The organism is Pseudomonas fluorescens, assembly GCF_002022275.1.
Lineage (GTDB): Bacteria > Pseudomonadota > Gammaproteobacteria > Pseudomonadales > Pseudomonadaceae > Aquipseudomonas > Aquipseudomonas fluorescens_AJ.
In genome coordinates, this window is the sequence record NZ_MSDF01000014.1 from 104310 (window position 1) to 125446 (window position 21137).

At 61.3% G+C, this 21137-nt stretch carries 21 protein-coding genes and 1 pseudogene; 9 read left to right on the forward strand and 13 right to left on the reverse strand.

Annotated features, from left to right (window positions below; all coding sequences use genetic code 11):
- Positions 1–8 precede the first annotated feature (8 nt).
- Genes creC through rloA2 form a run of 3 tightly spaced genes read right to left on the reverse strand, consistent with a single transcriptional unit; the run spans position 9 to position 2625 of the window.
- Positions 9–1448 carry a two-component system sensor histidine kinase CreC gene (gene creC, locus BFW87_RS08645; protein ID WP_078739459.1) on the reverse strand — a complete coding sequence of 480 codons (1440 nt, stop codon included), beginning with the start codon at positions 1446–1448 and terminating at the stop codon, positions 9–11.
- Positions 1448–2116 carry a two-component system response regulator CreB gene (gene creB / locus BFW87_RS08650; protein WP_078739460.1) on the reverse strand — a complete coding sequence of 223 codons (669 nt, stop codon included), beginning with the start codon at positions 2114–2116 and terminating at the stop codon, positions 1448–1450. The genes creC and creB overlap by 1 nt, the downstream gene beginning before the upstream one ends.
- A gap of 8 nt (positions 2117–2124) precedes the next feature.
- Positions 2125–2625, reverse strand: coding sequence for a retropepsin-like aspartic peptidase RloA2 (gene rloA2 / locus BFW87_RS08655; protein ID WP_078739461.1), 501 nt, complete (start codon positions 2623–2625; stop codon positions 2125–2127).
- 278 nt (positions 2626–2903) lie between these two features.
- Between rloA2 and BFW87_RS08665 the strand changes: the two genes are divergently transcribed.
- Positions 2904–3791 carry an acyltransferase gene (locus BFW87_RS08665; protein WP_078739463.1) on the forward strand — a complete coding sequence of 296 codons (888 nt, stop codon included), beginning with the start codon at positions 2904–2906 and terminating at the stop codon, positions 3789–3791.
- Here BFW87_RS08665 and BFW87_RS08670 read toward each other — a convergent pair.
- A complete protein-coding gene (locus BFW87_RS08670) occupies positions 3788–4360 on the reverse strand; it encodes a DUF2780 domain-containing protein (RefSeq protein ID WP_078739464.1) in 573 nt (190 codons plus the stop codon). The two genes, BFW87_RS08665 and BFW87_RS08670, sit on opposite strands and share 4 nt — an antisense overlap.
- Before the next feature lie 151 nt (positions 4361–4511).
- On the opposite strand from BFW87_RS08670, the gene BFW87_RS08675 reads away from it, so the two are divergent.
- The 5 genes from BFW87_RS08675 (at position 4512) to BFW87_RS08695 (ending at position 7592) form a co-directional block, all read left to right on the forward strand.
- Positions 4512–5138, forward strand: coding sequence for an RNA polymerase sigma factor (locus BFW87_RS08675; protein ID WP_078739465.1), 627 nt, complete (start codon positions 4512–4514; stop codon positions 5136–5138).
- Positions 5135–5812, forward strand: coding sequence for an anti-sigma factor (locus tag BFW87_RS08680; RefSeq protein WP_078739466.1), 678 nt, complete (start codon positions 5135–5137; stop codon positions 5810–5812). The genes BFW87_RS08675 and BFW87_RS08680 overlap by 4 nt, the downstream gene beginning before the upstream one ends.
- 330 nt (positions 5813–6142) lie before the next feature.
- Positions 6143–6538, forward strand: a complete 396-nt coding sequence (locus BFW87_RS08685; protein ID WP_078739467.1) for a DUF3757 domain-containing protein — start codon at positions 6143–6145, stop codon at positions 6536–6538.
- A gap of 289 nt (positions 6539–6827) precedes the next feature.
- A complete protein-coding gene (locus BFW87_RS08690) occupies positions 6828–7088 on the forward strand; it encodes a hypothetical protein (protein WP_254865861.1) in 261 nt (86 codons plus the stop codon).
- A 138-nt stretch (positions 7089–7226) separates the two neighbouring features.
- On the forward strand, positions 7227–7592 hold the full coding sequence (locus BFW87_RS08695; protein WP_078739469.1) for a hypothetical protein: 366 nt from the start codon (positions 7227–7229) through the stop codon (positions 7590–7592).
- A gap of 50 nt (positions 7593–7642) precedes the next feature.
- On the opposite strand, the gene fdhA is transcribed toward BFW87_RS08695, so the two are convergent.
- The 8 genes from fdhA to BFW87_RS08740 form a co-directional block, all read right to left on the reverse strand.
- On the reverse strand, positions 7643–8842 hold the full coding sequence (fdhA, locus tag BFW87_RS08700) for a formaldehyde dehydrogenase, glutathione-independent (protein ID WP_078739470.1): 1200 nt from the start codon (positions 8840–8842) through the stop codon (positions 7643–7645).
- 185 nt (positions 8843–9027) lie between these two features.
- Positions 9028–9885, reverse strand: a complete 858-nt coding sequence (gene purU, locus BFW87_RS08705; RefSeq protein WP_049711205.1) for a formyltetrahydrofolate deformylase — start codon at positions 9883–9885, stop codon at positions 9028–9030.
- A 120-nt stretch (positions 9886–10005) separates the two neighbouring features.
- Positions 10006–10638 (reverse strand): sarcosine oxidase subunit gamma, encoded by a 633-nt coding sequence (locus BFW87_RS08715; protein WP_078739471.1) that lies wholly within the window; start codon positions 10636–10638, stop codon positions 10006–10008.
- Between the two features lie 130 nt (positions 10639–10768).
- Positions 10769–13786: a sarcosine oxidase subunit alpha gene (locus tag BFW87_RS08720; protein ID WP_078739472.1), complete on the reverse strand. Its 3018-nt coding sequence runs from the start codon at positions 13784–13786 to the stop codon at positions 10769–10771.
- Positions 13783–14085, reverse strand: a complete 303-nt coding sequence (locus BFW87_RS08725; RefSeq protein WP_073525868.1) for a sarcosine oxidase subunit delta — start codon at positions 14083–14085, stop codon at positions 13783–13785. The genes BFW87_RS08720 and BFW87_RS08725 overlap by 4 nt, the downstream gene beginning before the upstream one ends.
- Positions 14086–14100: 15 nt before the next feature.
- Positions 14101–15351 carry a sarcosine oxidase subunit beta gene (locus BFW87_RS08730; protein ID WP_010207084.1) on the reverse strand — a complete coding sequence of 417 codons (1251 nt, stop codon included), beginning with the start codon at positions 15349–15351 and terminating at the stop codon, positions 14101–14103.
- Between the two features lie 22 nt (positions 15352–15373).
- On the reverse strand, positions 15374–16627 hold the full coding sequence (gene glyA / locus BFW87_RS08735) for a serine hydroxymethyltransferase (protein WP_078739473.1): 1254 nt from the start codon (positions 16625–16627) through the stop codon (positions 15374–15376).
- 258 nt (positions 16628–16885) lie between these two features.
- Positions 16886–17614 carry a TraX family protein gene (locus tag BFW87_RS08740; protein WP_078739474.1) on the reverse strand — a complete coding sequence of 243 codons (729 nt, stop codon included), beginning with the start codon at positions 17612–17614 and terminating at the stop codon, positions 16886–16888.
- 90 nt (positions 17615–17704) lie between these two features.
- On the opposite strand from BFW87_RS08740, the gene BFW87_RS08745 reads away from it, so the two are divergent.
- The 3 genes and pseudogenes from BFW87_RS08745 to BFW87_RS08755 all read left to right on the forward strand — a co-directional run bounded on the left by BFW87_RS08745 (position 17705) and on the right by BFW87_RS08755 (position 19742).
- The gene (locus tag BFW87_RS08745) at positions 17705–18745 is read left to right on the forward strand and encodes a threonine aldolase family protein (RefSeq protein WP_078739475.1); all 1041 of its coding nucleotides are present in this window, start codon (positions 17705–17707) and stop codon (positions 18743–18745) included.
- Between the two features lie 173 nt (positions 18746–18918).
- Entirely contained in the window at positions 18919–19119 is a 201-nt protein-coding gene (locus BFW87_RS08750) for a hypothetical protein (protein ID WP_078739476.1), read from the forward strand.
- 89 nt (positions 19120–19208) lie between these two features.
- A pseudogene (locus BFW87_RS08755) lies at positions 19209–19742 on the forward strand (REP-associated tyrosine transposase).
- 289 nt (positions 19743–20031) lie between these two features.
- Here the strand turns inward: BFW87_RS08755 and gbcB are convergent.
- Positions 20032–21132 carry a glycine-betaine demethylase subunit GbcB gene (gene gbcB / locus BFW87_RS08760; protein WP_078739477.1) on the reverse strand — a complete coding sequence of 367 codons (1101 nt, stop codon included), beginning with the start codon at positions 21130–21132 and terminating at the stop codon, positions 20032–20034.
- Between the last annotated feature and the right edge of the window lie 5 nt (positions 21133–21137).

Here is a 21137-nt window from a genome sequence, read left to right on the forward strand (position 1 = left end):
TGGGCGATTTATGTGGGGGATGTGGAGACTGTGTGGAGTTGCAGCACCACTTGCACACCGCCTGGCACGTTGCCGATCTGCAAAGCGCCGCCATGCAGCTTCATCACTTCCTCGACAAAGTTGAGGCCCAGGCCGGTGCTTTTGCGCCCGCTGGCCGGGCGTGGCAGTGAGTAGAAACGTTCGCTCAGGCGCGGCAATGCATAGTCGGGAATCGCGGCGGCTTCATTGAACAGCGTGACTTGCACGTCGCTGTGCTGCGTGAGCGCATTGAATTTCAACGCCCCGCCGGGTGGCGTGAAATCCAGCGCGTTATCCAGCAGATTGCCCAAGGCCTGACGCAACAGGAACGGTTCGCCAAACACCCTCACATCCGCGCCAATCGTCTGTTCGACCTGCAAACCGGCGCCTTCAATGCGCGCGCATTGCGCCTTGAGCACCTCGTCGACCATCGCGGCCAACGGGATACTCACCTGCTCTTCCAGACCCTGGCGCTGCTCCACTTGCGCCAGATTGAGCAGGCGCTCGATCAACTGCTGCAGGCGCGCGCTTTCGCTGTCGATATTGCCCACGAAGCGCTGCTGCTGCTCGCGGGTCATGTCGCCCTGCAACAGCTCCGCCGCGCCGCGAATCGCCGCCAGCGGGCTTTTCAATTCATGGGTCAGTGTGTGCACGTAATGCTCGACGTAAGCCTTGCCTTCCAGCTGCGTACGCATGTGCTCAACGGCGGTGGACAGCTGCTTGAGTTCACCACCCCGGTAATGTGGCAACTCGGCACGCCGGCCTTCGCTGACGGCCTCGGCATAGGCGGTCAATAGCCTTAACGCAACGCTCAGCCACCACGACAACAGCGCGCCCAGCAACAGGCCCAGGCTCACTAAACCTGCGCCGTACCACAGCAGGCGGTTCTCGGTGCGGTCGACATAAGGCTGCAGCGAACTGTTGGGTTTGGCCACGGTGACCACGCCAATAATCTGGCCGTTGTCACGAATCGGCGCACCCACGTGCATCACTGACGACGTCGGGTCATCCAGCTCGCTGCGGGTGGAGCGGGCGCCGTATTCGCCGCGCAAGGTCAGGTACACGTCGTTCCACTGGGAATAGTCCTGGCCCACCGCTTCGCCCGTGGAGTCGAGCAACACGATGCCCTTGGCGTCGGTCACGTAGATGCGATGGTTGACCTGGTTTTTCGGCAGCCCCCAGATAGTCGCGCCGGGCTGGCGAGTGCCGTACGCCTTCAAGTATTCCGGCCAGTGGCTCTGGCCGAGGGTGCCGTTTTTCACGTCATCGCGCAGGATTTCGGCCAAGAGGTTGGCGGTGTCCACCAAGGTTTCTTCGGTGGACTGGCGCACGCCGGGGCGGATTTCCTTCATCACCGTGTTGAGCACGAAGTAACCGGTCAGGCCGATAAACAGCGCGTATACCAGGAAAATCCGCAGCCCCAGGCGCATCAGCTGTTGCTCGGGCTGTAGCTGTAGCCCAGCCCGCGATGGGTCTGGATCGGCTCGGCATCGGCGGCCACATTGCGCAATTTTCCGCGCAGGCTTTTGATGTGGGTGTCGATGTTGCGCTCGTAACCCGCATCGGCGGGCACGCCTACCGCGTCGAGCAATTGCTCGCGGCTGAACACCCGCTCGGGTTGCTCCAGCAGGCTTTGCAGCAGGCGAAACTCATGGCGCGTCAGGCTTAAAGACTGCCCGCGATAACTGATCTGCATGCGCTCCAGATCAACCTGGAACAAGGCCGGAGCCACGCCCGGGCCGACGCGCTTGAGGATCGCCTTGACCCGCGCCGCCACTTCCCGTGGGCTGAACGGCTTGACCACATAATCGTCGGCGCCGATCTCCAGCCCCACCACACGGTCGATCTCGCCATCGCGAGCACTGAGAAACATCACCGGCACTTCGGTGAACCGGCGCAACTGCTTGCAGGTTTCAAAACCGCTGATATCCGGCAGGCCGATGTCGAGGATGATCAAGTCGGCCGGGGTTTGGCGCTGATGCGCCAGCGCCTCCTGGCCAAGGCTCAGCCAGGTGGTGGTGAAGCCCTCGCCTTGCAGGGCAAAGATCAGCGTGTCGGCTATCGCCGCTTCATCTTCGACAATCAGGATATGCGGCATGGGTTCAATCAGCAGTCCGGTTTGTCAGCGGTGTAGCGACGGGCCGGGTTCACCGCTGCGCCGAATTCACGCAGGGCTTTGGCGCCGATCAGCAGCGGGTAGTTGAAACTGCTGCGATCGGTAAGGTTGACCTCGACCGTGCGCTTGACGTCGCCCAGGCACATTTCCAGGTCGATGACCGGGCGCTTGGCCACGGTGGCTTCGTCCTTGTCGTCGTCTTCGTCGGCGCGGCTTTTGATTTTGCTGATGCGCGAGACCTTGTGCTCGTAGACTTTGTCGCTCGCGTCCTTGCCGCCGATGCGGAAGCGCACCCAGTCGTCGCCGTCGCGCTGGAAGGTTTCAATGTCACGGGCCGACAGCGAGGCGGTCAGCGCGCCGGTGTCCATCTTGGCCTTGAAGGTTTGGCCGATCTCCGGCAGTTGAATGTATTCGTAGCGACCGTAAAGAGTCGGTTCGGCGGCCATGACGGGCAAGGCAACCAGGGCGAACGCGGCAAGGAGCAATTTCACGAAGTGATTTCCTCGAAAGAAGTAGGCGGATTCTAGACCGCAAAAGCACTGCTTAGTTAGATCGTTCCCACGCTCTGCGTGGGAACGCCTCCTGTGACGCTCTGCGTCACGCCTTTAAAGCGGACGCGGAGCGTCCAGGGCTGCATTCCCACGCAGAGCGTGGGAACGATCAAAAGCCTACGGGGAACATTGTGAAACATTCGTCGGGCGAATTGGGATTTGGCCTCTAGACTCACCTCTCTTATCATGGCCCGCCCACCTGATTTCAAGAGTTACTTATGCGCCGCCTGCTCACCGGCTGTTTTGTCACACTGCTGTTATTGCTCAATACGCTCGTGCTGATCGGGCCGTTGATGGTGTTTGCCCTGCTCAAGCTCGTGGCCCCCGGGCGCTCGCGGGACTGGGCTTCATGGGCGGTGATGTGGATCGCCGAGACCTGGGCCGAGATCGACAAGCTGATCTTTGCGCTGTGCATCCCGACCCGGTGGGACATTCGTGGCGGCGACGACCTGCGCGGCGACACCTCCTATCTGGTCATCAGCAACCACCAATCCTGGGTGGACATTCCAGCGCTGATCCAGGCCCTCAACCGGCGCACGCCGTTCTTCAAATTCTTCCTGAAGAAAGAGCTGATCTGGGTGCCTTTCCTGGGTTTGGCCTGGTGGGCGCTGGATTACCCGTTCATGAAGCGCTACAGCAAAGCGTTCCTGGCCAAGCACCCGGAGCTGGCGGGGCAGGATTTGAAGATCACCAAAGAGGCCTGCGAGCTGTTCAAGCGCCAGCCGGTGACGGTGGTTAATTACCTGGAAGGCACGCGGTTCAACGAGGCCAAGCGTTTGCAGCAGGGCTCACCGTTCAAGCGTTTGCTCAAGCCCAAAGCAGGCGGCGTAGCGTTTGTGCTGGCGGCGATGGGCGAACAGCTGGACGCGATCCTCGACGTGACCGTGGTCTATCCGCAGCCAAAGATTCCGGGGTTTTGGGACTTGATCAGCGGCGCAGTGCCGACGGTGATCGTTGATATCCGCACGCGCGAGCTGGACCCGGCGTTGTGGCAAGGGGATTACGAGAACGACCCGGCGTTTCGCCAGACCGTCCAGAACTGGGTCAACCAGCTCTGGATGGAAAAGGATGCGCGCATCGAACAGCTGCGCGCAGAGGGGCGTTAGCCGCCAGTGCCCCAGGCCGAGGCCAGCTTGCCCAGCACCGACTGATTGGCGCCCTGGCCGCCGAGGTATTGCAGGATCACCGGCGCAAACTGGCCGACCATGCCGCTGTCCATGCCCAGTGCGCTGAACGCGGTGTTCAGGTCATTGGTGTTCTTCACGTTACCCAGCACGCTGTCCAGGCCGCTGGTCTTGCTGCCGCCGGTCTGGCCGAGCAAGCCGCTCAAGGCGCCGAGGCTGCCCAGGGAGTTGCTCCCCGACAGTTGATCCAGGCCCGGCACGCTCTTGCCCAGTTGCGAATAGTCAGTGCTGCTCAGTTGGTTCTTGGCCAGGCCCAGCATGGCGCCGGTGCCGCCGACGGCTTGCTCGGGAGTGACGTTCAGTTGCGAGGTCAGGGCGCTCAGCAAACCGGCGGTCTGGGAGCTCGGCGCTGCGGCAGCCGCCTTGTTGTTGCTGCCCTGGGCGCCGGAAACGGCGTTGGCCACGTCGCCCAGGCTGAAACCTGCGGCAAACACCGGGCTGGCAGCCACGGTCAACAGGCAGGACAGGGCGAAACCGCGTGAAATCTTCATCAAGACAACCTCTGAATGTAGGAGCTAAAAGCAGGCGTTTGACTGACAGTCCCGGAGGAATGTTCCCACACGCAGAATAGTTCAGAAAAAGCTGCATCCAGATCCCCCTCCCCCGCGTATATCAGGCATGCACCGCCCGGAGATGGATGGAATGAATGTTCAAGCTGGACTACCCTCTGCCTACCGTGCGCAGTCCCGTCGCCCTCGATCGAGAGCCTGGAGAAGCCCTATTTCCATCCACGATGCTGACCTGTTGCGGCCCTTGCTGGCCCAATGCGCCCTGGGCAACCGCCAGGCGTTCGAAACCCTCTACCGCAGCGTGTCGCCGCGATTGCACGGTGTTGCGTTCCGTTTCATGGGGCGTTCGGACCTGGCCGAAGAAGTGTTGCAGGAAGCGTTCGTGCGCATCTGGTACAACGCCTCGCGCTACGAACCGCACCTGGCGGCGCCGATGACCTGGATGGTCAACATCACCCGCAACCTGGCCATCGACCAACTGCGCAAACACCGCGAACAGCCCTTGGCTGACGGCCAGCAGGACGCCCTGCTCGACGACAGCCCCAGCGCCCATGAACAACTCGACAGTGAGCGCGAAGCACGCGCCCTCAACCGCTGCCTCGACACCCTCGACGGCATGCAACGCCAGTCGATCACCGTGGCTTACTTCCAGGGCCTGTCGTGCTCGGAACTGGCTGACCACTTGGCGGCGCCCCTGGGCTCGGTCAAATCCTGGATTCGTCGCGGCATGGAGCGCCTGCGCAGGTGCCTTGAATCATGAACTATCAAACGACCACCCTGCGCCGAGCCCTCGCCGCCGATTACGCTATCGGCTTGATGCCCGCCACGGCGCGCAAGCGCTTTGAACACCTGCTGCTGGACGACGCGGCGCTGCGCACCGAACTCGGCCATTGGCAGGATGCTCTGGCCAGCCTGACCGGCACGTTGCCTGAGCGGCCGGTGCCTGATCACGTGTGGGCAGGTATCAAAGCGCGGATTGAGCCGCAGGTGCTGCATGTACCGGCGAAGAAACCGTTCTGGATGAATTTCCGCCTGCTCGCGGCGGCGTGCGCCGTGGTGCTGGCGCTGTTTGTCGGCGTGCTTTACCAGCGCGATAACACCGCGCAGTACAACGCCACCCTGGTCAACGCCAGCCAGCAACCGGCGCTGCGCATTCAGGCGTTTGCCGATTACTTGCAAGTCGAGCCGCTGACGACCGTGGTGCTGGAACCCACGCGAGCCATGGAGTTGTGGGCCGTTCCGGCCGGAGGTAAGCCAATTTCCCTGGGCCTGATGCCTGATTCGGGCAAAGGCCGGATTCCGTTGAGCAAGGAGCAGCAAGCATTACTCACTGCCCCACTGACCCTCGCTGTCAGCCTCGAGCCGCGAGGCGGTTCGCCGACCGGGCAGCCAACAGGCCCTGTGCTGTACCAAGGCGCACTGGCCACCCGCTGACACACACCTGGGGAGTGGAGCAGCTGTTGTGGTTGTGGTTGTGGCGAGCGGGCTTGCCCGCGTTGGGCCGCGTAGCGGCCCCAGTAGGATCACCGCGTTTTTTCAGGCCGTTCACCGTGTCGGGTTTTGGGGCCGCTGCGCAGCCCAACGCGGGCAAGCCCGCTCGCCACAACAGCCCACTGGCCATAGTAACGGTGCCCGTTCGGTACTTATCGAAATAACCAGTACCAACTCACGCAGAATCGGCTCTAAGCAACTGTCATCTCTAACAGTAGCCACCGCCGTTCACCGCCCGCACCATGACTCTTCTGCACGCCAGGGAGAGGGTCCATGAAGCGCGCCATCCTGTCAGCTATGTTGCCAATGATCATGGCAAATTCCGTTGCGGCAACCACCACGTGCCCGCCGATCCAAAGCATCACGCAAACTCAACTGCCATCTGGCGGTTATCGCTATGAGGCAACACAGCCCGACGGGCGTCTGTGGAAAGACGATAACCCGTTGGCGTTAGCGTCCTACCTGGCTGACGCGACATTTCACGATGCCCGATACGATGCACAGAACGCAGCCGTTATTTGCACCTACAAAGGGCCAATGGGTAACGACGCAAGCTTTTCGGTCTCGCTCAAACCCGTGCCAGGTTGGAACCTCAGGCCCGTCGGCGACTGGAGGGGCACGTATTGCGAAAATCCGGATGTTTCCAAGTGTTCATTTCAGCACCAATGAATGGGCGAGGCGACTTGCTCCCGGCGGAGGATGGCGCTTATAGTTCGGCGGTCGTCCATATGGCGACACGGGTTTGGCGACTCGGGTGAAATTAGGCATGCAAAAGCACCTGCTTCTTTGCAGGTTTTTTTGCACGCGTAAAGCTGCTTTATGGCGGCTGTGCGTGGGAGACCTTCGGGTCTGCCGGCCTTTGCCTTATTTCACCGGTTCGCCAACCTGCGTACAGCTGCCACCCATTCGTTTGGCGACGTTTGAGTAGCAGCCTCACTCTCTGGAATAAGGTTACAACATGAACCGATACATGCCGCTCACCGGCCACGACAGCACCACCCCGTCCCTGCTTATCGACACCCAAGTCCCGCTTGACGTGCTCCACGACGCCGCCGTCTACCGCATCCGCGCGGTCACTCAAGTCATGGAAAACCTCGCGTTTCGCGAGGGCCTGCACACCGACACCCTCGTCCTCCAGGACTTCGCCCTGCTCTGCGCCATTCCGTTACGCGACGGCTGCGACTTGCTGGATGTGATCAGCCGGCGCTTGCAGGCTTAACCCGTAGAGGCAAAAAAGGGCGACGTCGTGTCGCCCTTTCCCATTCCCGAGGCACCCGATTCCCCGGAACCCAAGCGTCGTTACAGCCCACCCAAGGCAGCCTCTACCAGGCAACCCTACTCAGGAGCTGTAACCCCCATGATCGGATTGATCCCTAACTTTTTTGCTGTATTCAGCGCCATCAACAGCCAGCAACCGCGCAATCAGGCCATCGACCTGGGCCAATGCCCTGCCCCCCGCGACATTCAATCAACACCCTACACCGACCCCGACCTGCCCCCGCCGTATGGCGAGGGCTATCAATACACAGCCACCACCCGTAACAAGACATGGACCGGGCAAACCGCCGCGACAAGCGACGACTTCCTAAGCCCGGAGTACGAACTCAAGGCGGAGGAAATCAACGAGCAAAACGGCAAGGTCCATTGCGATTACGGCGGCAAGCGCCTGATAAAAAATGGCGAGGTGACGGATCCCTATCTGCGGCTGACGACACTTAAATAACCCATAAAAAATGGCGACCTTCAGGGTCGCCATTTTTTCAGCCTCTTGCCTTATGCCGCACTGAACAACTTATGCGGATCAATCACAAACTTCTTCGGCACACCCGCATCAAACTCGCCATACCCACGCGGCGCGTCATCCAGGCTGATCACTTGCACACCGACGATGTCAGCAATGTTGATGCGGTCCCACATGATCGCCTGCATCAGTTGGCGGTTGTACTTCATCACCGGCGTTTGCCCGGTGTGGAAGCTATGGGATTTGGCCCAGCCCAGACCGAAGCGAATGCTCAGGCTGCCCATTTTTGCGGCGGCGTCCACAGCACCTGGGTCTTCTGTCACGTACAGGCCCGGGATACCGATCTTGCCCGCCACACGCACCACGCCCATCAGTGAGTTGAGCACGGTAGCCGGGGCTTCGGCTTTCACGCCTTCATGGCCGTGGCCACGGGCTTCGAAGCCCACGGCGTCGACGGCACAGTCGACTTCCGGCTCGCCCAGCAGGGCGGCGATTTGTTCGTGCAGTGGGGTATCTGTGGACAGGTCGGCAATTTCAAACCCTTGCGCCTTGGCGTGGGCCAAACGGATCGGGTTGACGTCGCCGATGATCACCACCGCCGCGCCGAGCAGGCGTGCAGAGGCGGCAGCGGCAAGGCCGACAGGGCCCGCGCCGGCGATGTAGACGGTGCTGCCGGGGCCAACGCCTGCGGTGACGGCGCCGTGGTAGCCGGTCGGCAGAATGTCGGAGAGGCAGGTCAGGTCGCGGATTTTCTCCATGGCCTTGTCGCGGTCCGGCAGTTTGAGCAGGTTGAAGTCGGCGTAGGGCACCAGCACGTATTCGGCTTGGCCGCCGGTCCAGTCGCCCATGTCGACATAGCCGTAAGCACCGCCCGGGCGGGCCGGGTTGACGCTCAGGCACACGCCGGTGTGTTGTTCCTTGCAGGATCGGCAGAGGCCGCAGGCGACGTTGAACGGCACCGAGACCAGGTCGCCGATTTTCAGGTTTTCGACGCCGCTGCCCATCTCGATCACTTCGCCGGTGATTTCGTGACCGAGCACCAGGCCGGTCTGGGCGGTGGTACGGCCGCGCACCATGTGTTGGTCGGAGCCGCAGATGTTGGTGGAGACCACGCGCAGGATGACGCCGTGTTCAATCTTCCTGCCACGGGGGTCCTGCATTTTGGGATAGTCGATTTTCTGTACTTCGACTTGGCCGTTGCCGAGATACACGACACCACGATTACCAGACATGCTTTCACCTCGCTGTTGTTTTTATGGAACCGCGTTGCCCAGGCAGGCAGCGCGTTAAAGTGCTCGGGTTACAGATGCTGTTTTTGCGTTGTTGCTGAGGGCCTCATCGCAGGCAAGCCAGCTCCCACATTTGAAAGTATTCACAAATCAAAATGTGGGAGCTGGCTTGCCTGCGATGGCGGCCGTCAAAGCACCACAGTCCTGTTGGCGTTGAGAAAAACCCGCCGCTCAATGTGATACCCAACGGCCCGCGCCAACGTCAGCCCTTCAATATCGCGCCCCTTGGCAATCAAATCCTCGGGATAGTGGCTGTGATCCACCACCTCCACGCCCTGGGCGATGATCGGGCCTTCGTCCAGGTCGTTGTTGATGTAATGCGCCGTGGCGCCGACCAGCTTCACCCCTTTGTTGTACGCCTGGTGATACGGCTTGGCGCCCTTGAACCCCGGCAACAACGAGTGATGAATATTGATGGCCTTGCCATCCAGCTTGCGGCACAGCTCCGGTGACAGCACTTGCATGTAGCGCGCAAGAATCACCAGTTCGGCGCCGGTGTCTTCCACCACTTGCCACACCTGACGCTCCTGGGACGGTTTGTCGTTGGGGTCGAGGGGGAAATGGTAGTAGGGAATCTGGTGCCAGTCGGCCAACGGTTTCAAATCGGGGTGGTTGGACACCACCGCGACCACGTCCATCGACAGTTGGCCGATGCGCTGGCGGTACAGCAAGTCGTTGAGGCAGTGATCGGCCTTGGAGACCATGATCACCACTTTTGGCCGGTAGTTCGGCGCCGTCAGCTCGAAGATCATGCCAAAGGCTTCACCGCGCGAGGCCAGGCCATCGCGAAAACCCTGCTCGTCAAAACCGTCGGGCTGGCGGAATTCCACGCGGATAAAAAACCGACCCGAAAGCCGGTCATCGAACGAGTGGTGCTCGGTAACGTAGCAACCCTGCTCGAACAGGTAGCGGGTGACCGCGTCCACCGTGCCGAGCACGCTGGGGCAGTCGGCAGTCAAAATCCATGTATCAGGTGCGCGGCTCATTGTGCGTGACTCCTTGATCGTTCCCACGCTCTGCGTGGGAACGCCACCGTGGACGCTCTGCGTCCGCTCTTGGGACGCGGAGCGTCCCGGGATGCATTCCCACGCAGAGCGTGGGAACGATCATGCAACGACATTCAGACCGAACTCGGCCGAGGCGTCCTGCAACCACAACCACCAGTAATCCGAGAAGCTGCGACGGATCACCAGTTCCCAGGTGTCTTCGGCCGTGTGGCGAATCACCAGCTGTGACTTGGCGAACACCGTGCCCACCGCCTTGCCTACCGGGAAGTTGTTGGGGTGCACGTCGTAGCTGGTGGACTTCCTCAATACGTCGCGCACGTTCGGGCCGCTGAGCTCGAGGATCTGCTGGCCGCCGCTGACGTTGACGATCTGGATATGCAGGTCGCCGAGGGCCGCGCGCAGGTTTTGCTCGGCGGCGAACTCTTCACCGCTTGGCACGATGAGCAACCACTCATCAGGGCCGAGCCATTGCAGGCTGGTTTCGCCCTTGATGACGACTTGCAGGGCGCCGGGCAGTTCGATGCCCAGGGCCTTGTGCACAGCGGCCGCGAAGGCCGCGTCATGACCATCGCCACGAATAGTCAGGTGGCCGAGGAGTTTCTTTTCACGCACGGTCACGCCGGCGTTTTTGCGGCCCTTGCCGACCAGGCTGGCGAGGTCGGCATGGTGCAGCGACGACTCGGCCTTGGCGCCGGTGGTGGGGCGTTGTTGGTACACATTGGCTGCTGTCATAAAGCACCTGTTCTGAATTCTGTTGTGACTGTTCTGGCCTCATCGGGGGCAAGCCCCCTCCCACCTTTTGAATTGTGAATACCCTCAAAGGTGGGAGCTGGCTTGCCTGCGATGCAGGCGACTCGGTCCATCAGATGTTCTGGCGTTCGCCTTTCGGGTCAAAGAACACCGAAGACACAATCTCCGCCTCGATCACGCGGCCATCGGCCTGGGGTGAAAACACCCGCTCACCCATGCGTTTCAAGCCGCCCTTCACCACGGCCATCGCGAACGAATAACCAAGGGAGTTGTGGGCATAGCTTGAGGTGACGTGGCCGACCATCTTCATCGGGATCGACTGCTTCGGGTCCAGCACCAGCTGCGCGCCTTCCGGCAGCCACACTGTCGGATCAATCGGTTTAAGTCCTACAAGCTGCTTACGCTCTTCACGCACGCAGTCTTCACGGTTCATCCCGCGCCAGCCGATCCACGAGAACGGTTTGGTACGCCCTACACACCAGCCCATGTTCAAGTCGTCCGGGGTCATCGAGCCGTCGGTGTCCTGGCCAACAATGATGAAGCCCTTCTCGGCGCGCAGTACGTGCATGGTTTCCGTGCCGTACGGGGTCAGGTTGTACTTTTTGCCCGCCTCGACGATCTGTTCCAGCACGCCCATGGCGTAGTCGGCCTGCACGTTGACTTCGTACGACAGCTCACCGGTAAACGAAATACGGAACACCCGCGCCGGTACGCCGCCGACCAGGCCTTCCTTCCAGGTCATGAACGGGAAGCCGTCCTTGTCCAGGTCGATGTCGGTGACTTCCGCCAGCAGCTTGCGGCTGTTGGGGCCGGACAGGGTCATGGTCGCCCAGTGGTCGGTGACCGAGGTGAAGTACACCTTGAGGTCTGGCCATTCGGTCTGTTGGTAGATCTCCAGCCACTGCAGCACGCGAGCGGCGCCGCCGGTGGTGGTGGTCATCAGGAAGTGGTTGTCGGCGATGCAGGCGGTTACGCCGTCATCGAAGACCATGCCGTCTTCCTTGCACATCAGGCCGTAGCGCGCCTTGCCCACGTCGAGCTTGGTCCAGGCGTTGCTATAAATGCGGTTGAGGAACTCACGCGCGTCCGGGCCTTGAATGTCGATCTTGCCGAGGGTCGACGCATCGAGCAGGCCGACGCTGTCGCGTACGGCCAGGCATTCGCGTTTCACCGCGGCGTGCAGGTCTTCACCGTTGCGTGGGAAATACCATGGGCGTTTCCACTGGCCGACGTCTTCAAACTCGGCGCCGTTCTTCACGTGCCAGGCTTGCAGCGCGGTGTAACGCACCGGTTCGAAGATGTGCCCACAGTGACGGCCCGCGACGGCGCCGAAGGTCACCGGCGTGTAGTTCGGGCGGAACATGGTGGTGCCCATCTGCGGGATGGTCACGTTCAACGAGCGCGCGGCAATGGCCAGGCCGTTGACGTTACCCAGCTTGCCCTGGTCGGTGCCGAAGCCCAGCGCGGTGTAGCGTTTGACGTGCTCGACCGACTCGAACCCTTCGCGGGTCGCCAGTTCGATGGCGGCGGCGGTCACATCGTTTTGCAGGTCGACAAATTGCTTCGGCGCCCGTGCGGTGGCTTTTTCGTGCGGCACCTGGAACAGCGCCAGGGTTGGCTCTTCCAAGCGGCTCAAGGCTTTTGGCAGCGTGCCTTCCACTGGGGCAAAACCGGCTTCGCTGGCAGCGCGTACGCCACCTTCAAAACCATCCGCCAGGGAATCGCCAAGGCCATAGACGCCATTGATGCCGCCGACGCACACGCGTTTTTGCGGCGCTTCGCCCGGTACAAAACCGAGGATGTCTTCACGCCAGGTCGGCTTGCCGCCCAGGTGCGAAGCCAAGTGAACCACCGGGCTGTAGCCGCCGGAGCTGGCGACCAAATCGCAGTCCAGCCACTCGCCGGGGCTGGTGACTTTATGGGCTTTGACGTCAATCGCCGCCACGCGGGCGCCGGTCACGTGCTTGCTGCCACGGGCTTCGATCACGGCGCTGCCGGTGAGGATGCGAATGCCTTTGGCGCGCGCCTCTTCAACCAAAGCGCCGCGTGGGTTGTGGCGCGCATCTGCCACGGCGACCACGTTGAGGCCAGCGTCGAACCAGTCCAGCGCAACGCGGTAGGCGTGGTCGTTGTTGGTCGACAGCACCAGTTTTTTACCCGGCGCCACACCGTAACGGCGCACGTACGTCGAGACGGCACCGGCAAGCATGTTGCCCGGCACGTCATTGTTGCCGTACACCAGCGGGCGCTCGCACGCACCGGTCGCCAGCACTACGCGCTTGGCGCGCACACGGTGAATACGCTGGCGCACCACGCCAATCGGTGCACGGTCGCCGAGGTGGTCGGTGAGGCGTTCGTGGATGGTCAGGAAGTTATGGTCGTGGTAGCCGTTGACCGTGGCGCGCGGCAACAGCACCACGTCATGCAAGGCTTTCAATTCAGCGATGACGCTGGCAACCCATTCGGTCGCTGGCTTGCCGTCGAGGCTTTCGCGCGAGTCCAGCAGCGAACCGCCGAATTCTTCCTGCTCGTCGGCGATGATCACCCGCGCGCCGCTGCGTGCAGCCGCCAGGGCCGCCGCCAGACCGGCAGGGCCTGCGCCCACAATCAGCACGTCGCAGTGATGGTTGAAGTTGTCGTAGGTGTCCGGGTCGTTCTCGGTCGGCGAGCGGCCAAGGCCAGCGGCTTTGCGGATGTACTTCTCGTAGGTCATCCAGAACGATTGCGGGTACATGAAGGTTTTGTAGTAGAAACCCGGCGGCATCAGCTTGCCGCCGACCTTGCCGAGAATGCCCATCACGTCATTGTTGACGTTCGGCCAGCCGTTGGTGCTGGTGGCGACGAGGCCCTGGTACAGCGCCTGTTGCGTGGCGCGCACGTTCGGGATTTGCGTGGCTTCGGTGGCGCCGATCTGCAGCACCGCGTTCGGCTCTTCGGCGCCGGCTGCAAAAATGCCGCGAGGGCGCGAATACTTGAAGCTGCGACCGATGATGTCGACGCCGTTGGCCAGCAAGGCTGCGGCCAGCGTGTCGCCTTCAAAGCCCTTGTAGCTCTGGCCGTTGAAGGTAAACGTCAGGACTTTATTGCGGTCGATGCGGCCACCGTTGGACAGGCGATTGATCTGGCTCATACCTTCTCTCCAGAGGCCTTGGCGGTGAATTGCGGCTTCTCGCCGATCTTGTAGGTTTCAAGAATTTCGTAGGTCAGGGTGTCGCGCGTGGCGTTGAAATACTGGCGGCAACCGGCAGCGTGAATCCACAGCTCGTGGTGCAGGCCGCGCGGGTTATCGCGAAAGAACATGTAGTCGCCCCACTGCTCATCGGTGCAGGCATTCGGGTCCAGCGGGCGCGGGATGTGCGCTTGGCCGGACGCGTGGAATTCCTCTTCGGAGCGCAGTTCGCCACAGTGAGGACAGAAGATATGCAACATAGGGAATTTCTCCTGTTAGTGGGCGACGGCCGCAGCGCCGTGTTCGTCGATGAGTGCACCGTTGTGGAAACGGTCGATGGAAAACGGTGCCGCCAACGGGTGCATTTCACCCTTGGCCAGGCTCGCGGCAAACACGTTGCCTGAGCCCGGCGTGGCCTTGAAGCCACCAGTGCCCCAACCGCAGTTGAAGAACATGTTTGGCACCGGGGTCTTGGAGATGATCGGGCACGCGTCCGGCGTGGTGTCGACGATGCCGCCCCACTGACGGTTCATGCGCACGCGCGACAGCACCGGGAACATCTCGACGATGGCCTGGATGGTGTGCTCGATCACCGGGTACGAGCCACGCTGGCCGTAGCCGTTGTAGCCGTCGATACCGGCGCCGATCACCAGGTCGCCCTTGTCGGATTGGCTGATGTAACCGTGCACGGCGTTGGACATGATCACGCTGTCGATAATCGGCTTGATCGGCTCTGACACCAACGCTTGCAGCGGGTGGGATTCGATCGGCAGGCGAAAGCCCGCGAGCGAAGCCATGTGCCCGGAGTTACCGGCGGTGACCACACCGACGCGCTTGGCGCCGATAAAGCCCTTGTTGGTTTCCACACCGATGCACACGCCGTTTTCCTTGCGGAAGCCGATCACTTCGGTCTGCTGGATCAAGTCCACGCCGAGGGCGTCAGCCGCGCGAGCAAAGCCCCAGGCCACGGCATCGTGACGGGCCACGCCGCCGCGACGTTGCACGGTGGCGCCGAGTACTGGATAGCGGGTGTTTTTCGAGCAGTCGAGGTACGGAATCTCGTCGGCCACTTGCTTGGCATTGAGCAGTTCGCCGTCCACGCCGTTGAGGCGGTTGGCACTCACGCGGCGCTCGGAATCACGGATGTCTTGCAGGGTGTGGCACAGGTTGTAGACGCCGCGCTGGGAGAACATCACGTTGTAGTTCAGGTCCTGGGACAGGCCTTCCCACAGTTTCATCGCGTGTTCGTACAGGTGCGCCGACTCGTCCCACAGGTAGTTGGAACGCACGATGGTGGTGTTGCGCGCGGTGTTACCGCCGCCCAGCCAGCCTTTCTCGACCACGGCCACGTTGGTGATGCCGTGTTCCTTGGCCAGGTAGTAGGCGGTCGCCAGACCATGCCCGCCGCCGCCGACGATGACCACGTCGTAGACCTTTTTCGGGGTCGGCGTGCGCCACATCTTCTGCCAGTTTTCGTGGTGGCTGAGTGAGTGCTTGAAGAGGCCGAAGCCCGAGTAGCGTTGCATAGTCATTACTCCAAAACCGCGCTCAGCGATAAACCGGGAAATCAGCGCACAGGGCAGACACGTGCTTGGCAACATTGGCCTCGACATCAGCGTCGCCGAGGTTGTCGAGGATGTCGCAGATCCAGCCCGCCAGTTCGATGCACTGCGGCACTTTGAAACCGCGCGTGGTCACCGCCGGGGTGCCGATGCGCAGGCCCGAGGTCACGAACGGCGACTGCGGGTCATTCGGCACGGCGTTCTTGTTGACGGTGATGTGGGCGCGGCCGAGGGCGGCATCCGCGTCTTTGCCAGTGAGGCCCTGGCGGATCAGGCTGACCAGGAACAGGTGGTTATCGGTGCCGCCGGACACTACATCGTAGCCGCGTTTGATAAACACATCGGCCATGGCCTGGGCGTTATCGATGACTTGCTGCTGATAAACCTTGAAGCCGGGCTCCTGAGCTTCCTTGAAGCACACGGCCTTGCCGGCGATCACGTGCATCAGCGGGCCGCCCTGGGCGCCGGGGAACACGGCTGCGTTGAGTTTCTTTTCAATCGCTTCGTTGGCCTTGGCCAGAATCAGGCCGCCACGCGGACCGCGCAGGGTCTTGTGGGTGGTGGTGGTCACCACGTCGGCGTACGGCAGCGGGTTCGGGTACAGGCCGGCGGCAACCAGGCCAGCAACGTGGGCCATGTCGACGAACAGCAACGCGCCAACCTTGTCGGCGATGGCACGAAAGCGTGGGAAATCCAGGGTCTTGGAGTAGGCAGAGAAACCGGCCACGATCATTTTCGGCTGGTGCTCAACGGCCAGGCGCTCGACTTCGTCGTAGTCGATCAAGCCGGTGTCGGTGTTGATGCCGTATTGCACTGCGTTGTACAGCTTGCCCGAGGACGACACTTTGGCGCCGTGGGTCAGGTGGCCGCCGTGGGCCAGGCTCATGCCGAGGATGGTGTCGCCTGCATTGATCAGGGCCAGGTACACGGCGCTGTTGGCGGACGAGCCGGAGTGCGGCTGCACGTTGGCGTAATCAGCGCCAAACAGCTGCTTGGCGCGCTCGATGGCCAGGGCTTCAACCTTGTCCACGTGCTCGCAGCCGCCGTAATAGCGCTTGCCCGGGTAGCCTTCGGCGTATTTGTTGGTGAGGCCGCTGCCCTGCGCTTCCATCACACGTTTGCTGGTGTAGTTCTCTGACGCGATCAGCTCGATATGATCTTCCTGACGCTGCTCCTCGGCATTCATGGCCGCCAGCAAGGCGTCGTCATATCCCTGGATCTGGTCTTTTTTGCTGAACATCGCGTCTCTCCCAGCCTTTCGTATTGTTGAGGCCCGTGCAGGGCCCTTTGATGCGATGGTAGGGCTGGCGCTGGCAGGTCAAATGCCTACGCACGCCACGCAAAGGTGCGTTTACGACATGGAGCGAACAACGCAGAACAAATGTGGGCTTGTGTGGGAGCTGGCTTGCCTGCGATGGCATCACCGCAGTTTTGCTGACAGACCGAGGTGTCTGCATCGCAGCGATGCGGCGGCCCGACAAGCCAGCTCCCACAAGGGTTACGCGCTGATCTGACGGACGAGTAGCAGCAGCAGGAAATGCAGGGGATAGAGGGTGTAAGCCCAGCGACGCATGGCCGGTGGCGAGGCGTTTTTGGCATGTCGCAATAAGACCAAACCAGCCAATGGCGCAATCAAGCATGCGGCCAACCCCAATAAAGCGACAGGCGTGCCGCTATTGAGCAGAATCTGCCATTGGTTGGCGGCGAGGCAAACCAGCCCCGGCAACACGCTGAAATACCAAGCCCGACGAAACACCACCAGCATCGCCAGCGGCAACAACACACCGAAAAAACCGAACATCAGATGGGTCGAAAACACAGCGGCAATTGCGAGGGCGATCAGCGCCAATCCTCGATCAAAAACCGCCTTCTGCTGCCATCCTCGCGCAACCAGCAACCCCAGCGCCAAGGTCGGCAACACGTTCAACGTATCGGCATCCTCGATAAACACTCGATAGGGCACTTCACTGATCACGCTAAACAGCAGCAGCCAACCCAAGTAGCGCCATTGCCCCGTCACCGGAGCATGCCTTACCCGGTGCAAATTCGCCGCAATCGCCAGGCAAAACCACGGAAACGCCAGGCGCCCCGGCACATACAGGCCATCCAGGCTCAAGCCCACATAGCGCAGGTGATCGAGCACCATGCTCAGCAGCGCCAGCCACTTGAGCAAATCCAGAGCGCCATCGCGGACGCGTCCGACAGGCAAGGTTTCGGTACCGTGCATAATTCCCCAGTGACTTTGCATTTACAGTGCGTGCGCACCCCCAACGATCTTGGTTACAGTGCGCACCAACATCGACCACAGGAATGGGCCATGACCGACAAGAGCCAACAATTCGCCAGTGACAACTATTCCGGCATCTGCCCGGAAGCCTGGGCCGCCATGGAACTCGCCAATCAGGGCCATCAACGCGCCTATGGCGATGATGAATGGACCCACCGCGCCGCTGACGGTTTCCGCAACCTGTTCGAAACCGACTGCGAAGTATTCTTCGCCTTCAACGGCACCGCCGCCAACTCGCTGGCGCTTTCGTCCCTGTGCCAGAGCTACCATAGCGTGATTTGCTCGGAAACTGCCCACGTCGAGACCGACGAATGTGGCGCGCCGGAGTTTTTCTCCAACGGCTCCAAGCTGCTAGTCGCCCGCACCGAAAACGGCAAGCTGACCCCGGAATCGATCCGCGAGATCGCCCTCAAGCGCCAGGACATCCACTACCCCAAACCGCGCGTGGTCACCCTGACCCAGGCCACGGAAGTCGGCAGCGTGTACACCCCCGATGAAATCCGCGCCATCAGCGTCACCTGCAAGGAACTCGGTCTGAACCTGCACATGGACGGCGCGCGCTTCTCCAACGCCTGCGCTTTCCTCGGTTGCTCGCCCGCCGACCTGACCTGGAAAGCCGGTGTGGACGTGCTGTGCTTTGGCGGCACCAAAAACGGCATGGCCGTGGGTGAAGCGATCCTGTTCTTCAACCACAAACTGGCCGAAGACTTTGATTACCGCTGCAAACAGGCCGGCCAACTGGCGTCGAAAATGCGCTTCCTGTCCGCCCCGTGGGTGGGCTTGCTGGAAAACGACGCCTGGCTCAAACACGCACGCCACGCCAACAGCTGCGCGCAATTGTTGAGCAGCCTGGTAGCGGATATTCCCGGCGTGGAACTGATGTTCCCGGTGCAGGCCAACGGCGTGTTCCTGCAACTCTCGGAAGCCGCCATCGAAGCACTGACAGCCAAGGGCTGGCGCTTCTACACCTTCATCGGCAAAGGCGGCGCGCGGTTCATGTGTGCATGGGATACCGAGGAAGAGCGTGTAAGAGAATTGGCGGCGGATATTCGCGAAGTGATGGGCGCCTGATACTGGCGTAACGCCGAGTCTGTTATTTGATATTTCTGACAGCAGCACGCTGCACTTTCATTGACTAGCCTCTTGGAACCCGAAAGGAAAAGGCCGCTGCAGCGGCCACCTTTCGGGTACACCTGCCTGCCGAATGTTCGGCCGGAAACGGAAATCCAGCAGAGAGCAAAACCATGGAATATCAGAGCAACAGCAACACCCTGCAAAGCGACGGCACTGTCAGCACCACCGTCATCGACTGGGATGAGTTCCGCAAATACGCCAAAGTCGGCGACACCATCCGCGAGCCATCAAGAACGTTGCGGGTTTACGATAAAGTCTATGAATTGACAGCATCCGGCCAGCACTTCGTTGTCCACGTCTACGCCCAGTAACCCCTCAACTGATCGTTCCCACGCTCTGCGTGGGAACGCCTCCCCGGACGCTCCGCGTCCAGGCCGCACCCCGGTTCAAGGATGAACGCATGGGCAGAAGCCGCTACACCATCACCGAACCCGAAAAACCTCATTTCCTGACTTGCACCGTCATGGAATGGCTACCGCTGTTTACCCGCGATTACATCGTTGGTCATCTATAGGAGTGTTGGCGCTATCAACAACGTCATGAAGCGCTAAACCTCTACGGCTATGTCGTCCTCGAAAATCACCTGCACTTCGTCGCCCAGGCGCCTGACCTAGGCAAATGCGTCAGCCAATTCAAATCCTTTACCGCCCGCACCATCATCAATGACTTGCAAACCAAAGGCGCCGAGCGCGTGTTGCAACGCCTGCGCTTCAGCAAACGCGCGCACAAGGCGGATCGGGTGTACCAGCTATGGCAGGAGGGTTCACATGCCGAGTTGGTGTACAGCGAGGCAGTGATGCGTCAAAAGCTTGATTACATCCACCACAACCCGGTAAAGCGGGGTTACGTGGACCTGGCCGAACACTGGCGCTACTCCAGCGCTCGCAACTACGCCGGAATGGAAGGCCTGATCGACATCCAGCGCTGGCTCTAAAGATCCTACCCACGCTCTGCGTGGGCATGCAGCCCGTGACGCTCCGCGTCACAACGTGCGCCAGGCATAAGTCGTGCGTGAAGGCGGGACGCGGAGCGTCCCAGGAGGCATTCCCACGCGGAGCATGGGAACGAGCAATTCGCCTAGCAGATCGTTCCCACGCTCTGCGTGGGCATGCAGCCCGTGACGCTCCGCGTCACAACATGCGTAAGGCATGAGTCGTGCGCGAAAGCGGGACGCGGAGCGTCCCAGGAGGCATTCCCACGCGGAGCGTGGGAACGATCAGCGGTCAGAACTCGATGCGCACGTCGCCTTTCGGCACGCTGCAGCACGAGAGGATGTAACCCTCGGCTTCGTCTTCCTCGGTAATCCCGCCGTTGTGGTCCATCTCGACTTCCCCGCCCAGCTTCATCACCTTGCACGTCCCGCAAATGCCCATGCCGCAGGCTTTCGGGATCAGCAGGCCGAGCTTGGCTGCCGCGGCGTGCACGGTTTCGCCCGGGGCCACGCGGATGCTTTTGCCCGAGGCAATGAATTCCACCTGGTGCAGGTCCGCCAGGTCGATTTCCGGCGCATCGGCGGCTTGTTCGGCTTGCTCTACAGCGTCGGCACGCGCTTCCGGCGGCGTCGCGCCGAAGGATTCTTCGTGGTAACGCGCCATGTCGAACCCGGCCGCTTCCAGCAGGCGCTTCACCGCGTTCATGTACGGCGTCGGGCCGCAGCAGAATACTTCGCGCTCGAGGAAGTCCGGCACCATCAGTTCGAGCATCTTGTGGTTCAGGTAACCGCGATAGCCCGCCCAGGGTTCGCCCAGGCCGTGTTTCTCGCAGATCAGGTGCAGGCTGAAGTTGTCGATCCGCGACGCCATGTGTTCCAGCTCGCGGTGGTAAATGATGTCTTTGGGCGAGCGGGCGCTGTGGATAAACGTCATGTCGACGTTGGCGTTGGTGTCGTAGAACCAGCGCGCCATGGACATGACGGGCGTGATACCGACGCCGCCGCTGAGGTACAGCACTTTCGGGCTTGGAAAGTCGATGGCGTTGAACAACCCGACCGGCCCGTGCACCGCCAGCTCTTGCCCTTCATGCAAGGTGTCGTGCAGCCAGTTGGAAACTCGCCCGCCCGGCACCCGTTTGATCGTCACCGAAAAGCTGTACGGCACCGACGGAGAGCTGGAAATGGTGTAGGAACGCATGATCGGCTGGCCTTCGATTTCCAGCTCCAGCGTGACGAACTGCCCGGGCTTGAAAAAGAACAGGATCGGCTGGTCGGCCATGAAGCAGAAGGTGCGCACGTCCCAGGTTTCCTGGATGACTTTGACGCAACGGACGATGTGCCGACCATTGGCCCAGGTCTGGGTGGTTACCGGGTTCAGGAAATTATTGGACATGCTTA

Bases quoted from the DNA above. Each gene is read 5' to 3' on its own strand.
- creC (WP_078739459.1), bottom strand. From the start codon at position 1,448: ATGCGCCTGGGGCTGCGGATTTTCCTGGTATACGCGCTGTTTATCGGC.
- creB (WP_078739460.1), bottom strand. From the start codon at position 2,116: ATGCCGCATATCCTGATTGTCGAAGATGAAGCGGCGATAGCCGACACG.
- BFW87_RS08665 (WP_078739463.1), top strand. From the start codon at position 2,904: ATGCGCCGCCTGCTCACCGGCTGTTTTGTCACACTGCTGTTATTGCTC.
- BFW87_RS08670 (WP_078739464.1), bottom strand. From the start codon at position 4,360: ATGAAGATTTCACGCGGTTTCGCCCTGTCCTGCCTGTTGACCGTGGCT.
- BFW87_RS08675 (WP_078739465.1), top strand. From the start codon at position 4,512: ATGAATGTTCAAGCTGGACTACCCTCTGCCTACCGTGCGCAGTCCCGT.
- BFW87_RS08680 (WP_078739466.1), top strand. From the start codon at position 5,135: ATGAACTATCAAACGACCACCCTGCGCCGAGCCCTCGCCGCCGATTAC.
- BFW87_RS08685 (WP_078739467.1), top strand. From the start codon at position 6,143: ATGAAGCGCGCCATCCTGTCAGCTATGTTGCCAATGATCATGGCAAAT.
- BFW87_RS08690 (WP_254865861.1), top strand. From the start codon at position 6,828: ATGAACCGATACATGCCGCTCACCGGCCACGACAGCACCACCCCGTCC.
- BFW87_RS08695 (WP_078739469.1), top strand. From the start codon at position 7,227: ATGATCGGATTGATCCCTAACTTTTTTGCTGTATTCAGCGCCATCAAC.
- fdhA (WP_078739470.1), bottom strand. From the start codon at position 8,842: ATGTCTGGTAATCGTGGTGTCGTGTATCTCGGCAACGGCCAAGTCGAA.
- purU (WP_049711205.1), bottom strand. From the start codon at position 9,885: ATGAGCCGCGCACCTGATACATGGATTTTGACTGCCGACTGCCCCAGC.
- BFW87_RS08715 (WP_078739471.1), bottom strand. From the start codon at position 10,638: ATGACAGCAGCCAATGTGTACCAACAACGCCCCACCACCGGCGCCAAG.
- BFW87_RS08720 (WP_078739472.1), bottom strand. From the start codon at position 13,786: ATGAGCCAGATCAATCGCCTGTCCAACGGTGGCCGCATCGACCGCAAT.
- BFW87_RS08725 (WP_073525868.1), bottom strand. From the start codon at position 14,085: ATGTTGCATATCTTCTGTCCTCACTGTGGCGAACTGCGCTCCGAAGAG.
- BFW87_RS08730 (WP_010207084.1), bottom strand. From the start codon at position 15,351: ATGCAACGCTACTCGGGCTTCGGCCTCTTCAAGCACTCACTCAGCCAC.
- glyA (WP_078739473.1), bottom strand. From the start codon at position 16,627: ATGTTCAGCAAAAAAGACCAGATCCAGGGATATGACGACGCCTTGCTG.
- BFW87_RS08740 (WP_078739474.1), bottom strand. From the start codon at position 17,614: ATGCACGGTACCGAAACCTTGCCTGTCGGACGCGTCCGCGATGGCGCT.
- BFW87_RS08745 (WP_078739475.1), top strand. From the start codon at position 17,705: ATGACCGACAAGAGCCAACAATTCGCCAGTGACAACTATTCCGGCATC.
- BFW87_RS08750 (WP_078739476.1), top strand. From the start codon at position 18,919: ATGGAATATCAGAGCAACAGCAACACCCTGCAAAGCGACGGCACTGTC.
- gbcB (WP_078739477.1), bottom strand. From the start codon at position 21,132: ATGTCCAATAATTTCCTGAACCCGGTAACCACCCAGACCTGGGCCAAT.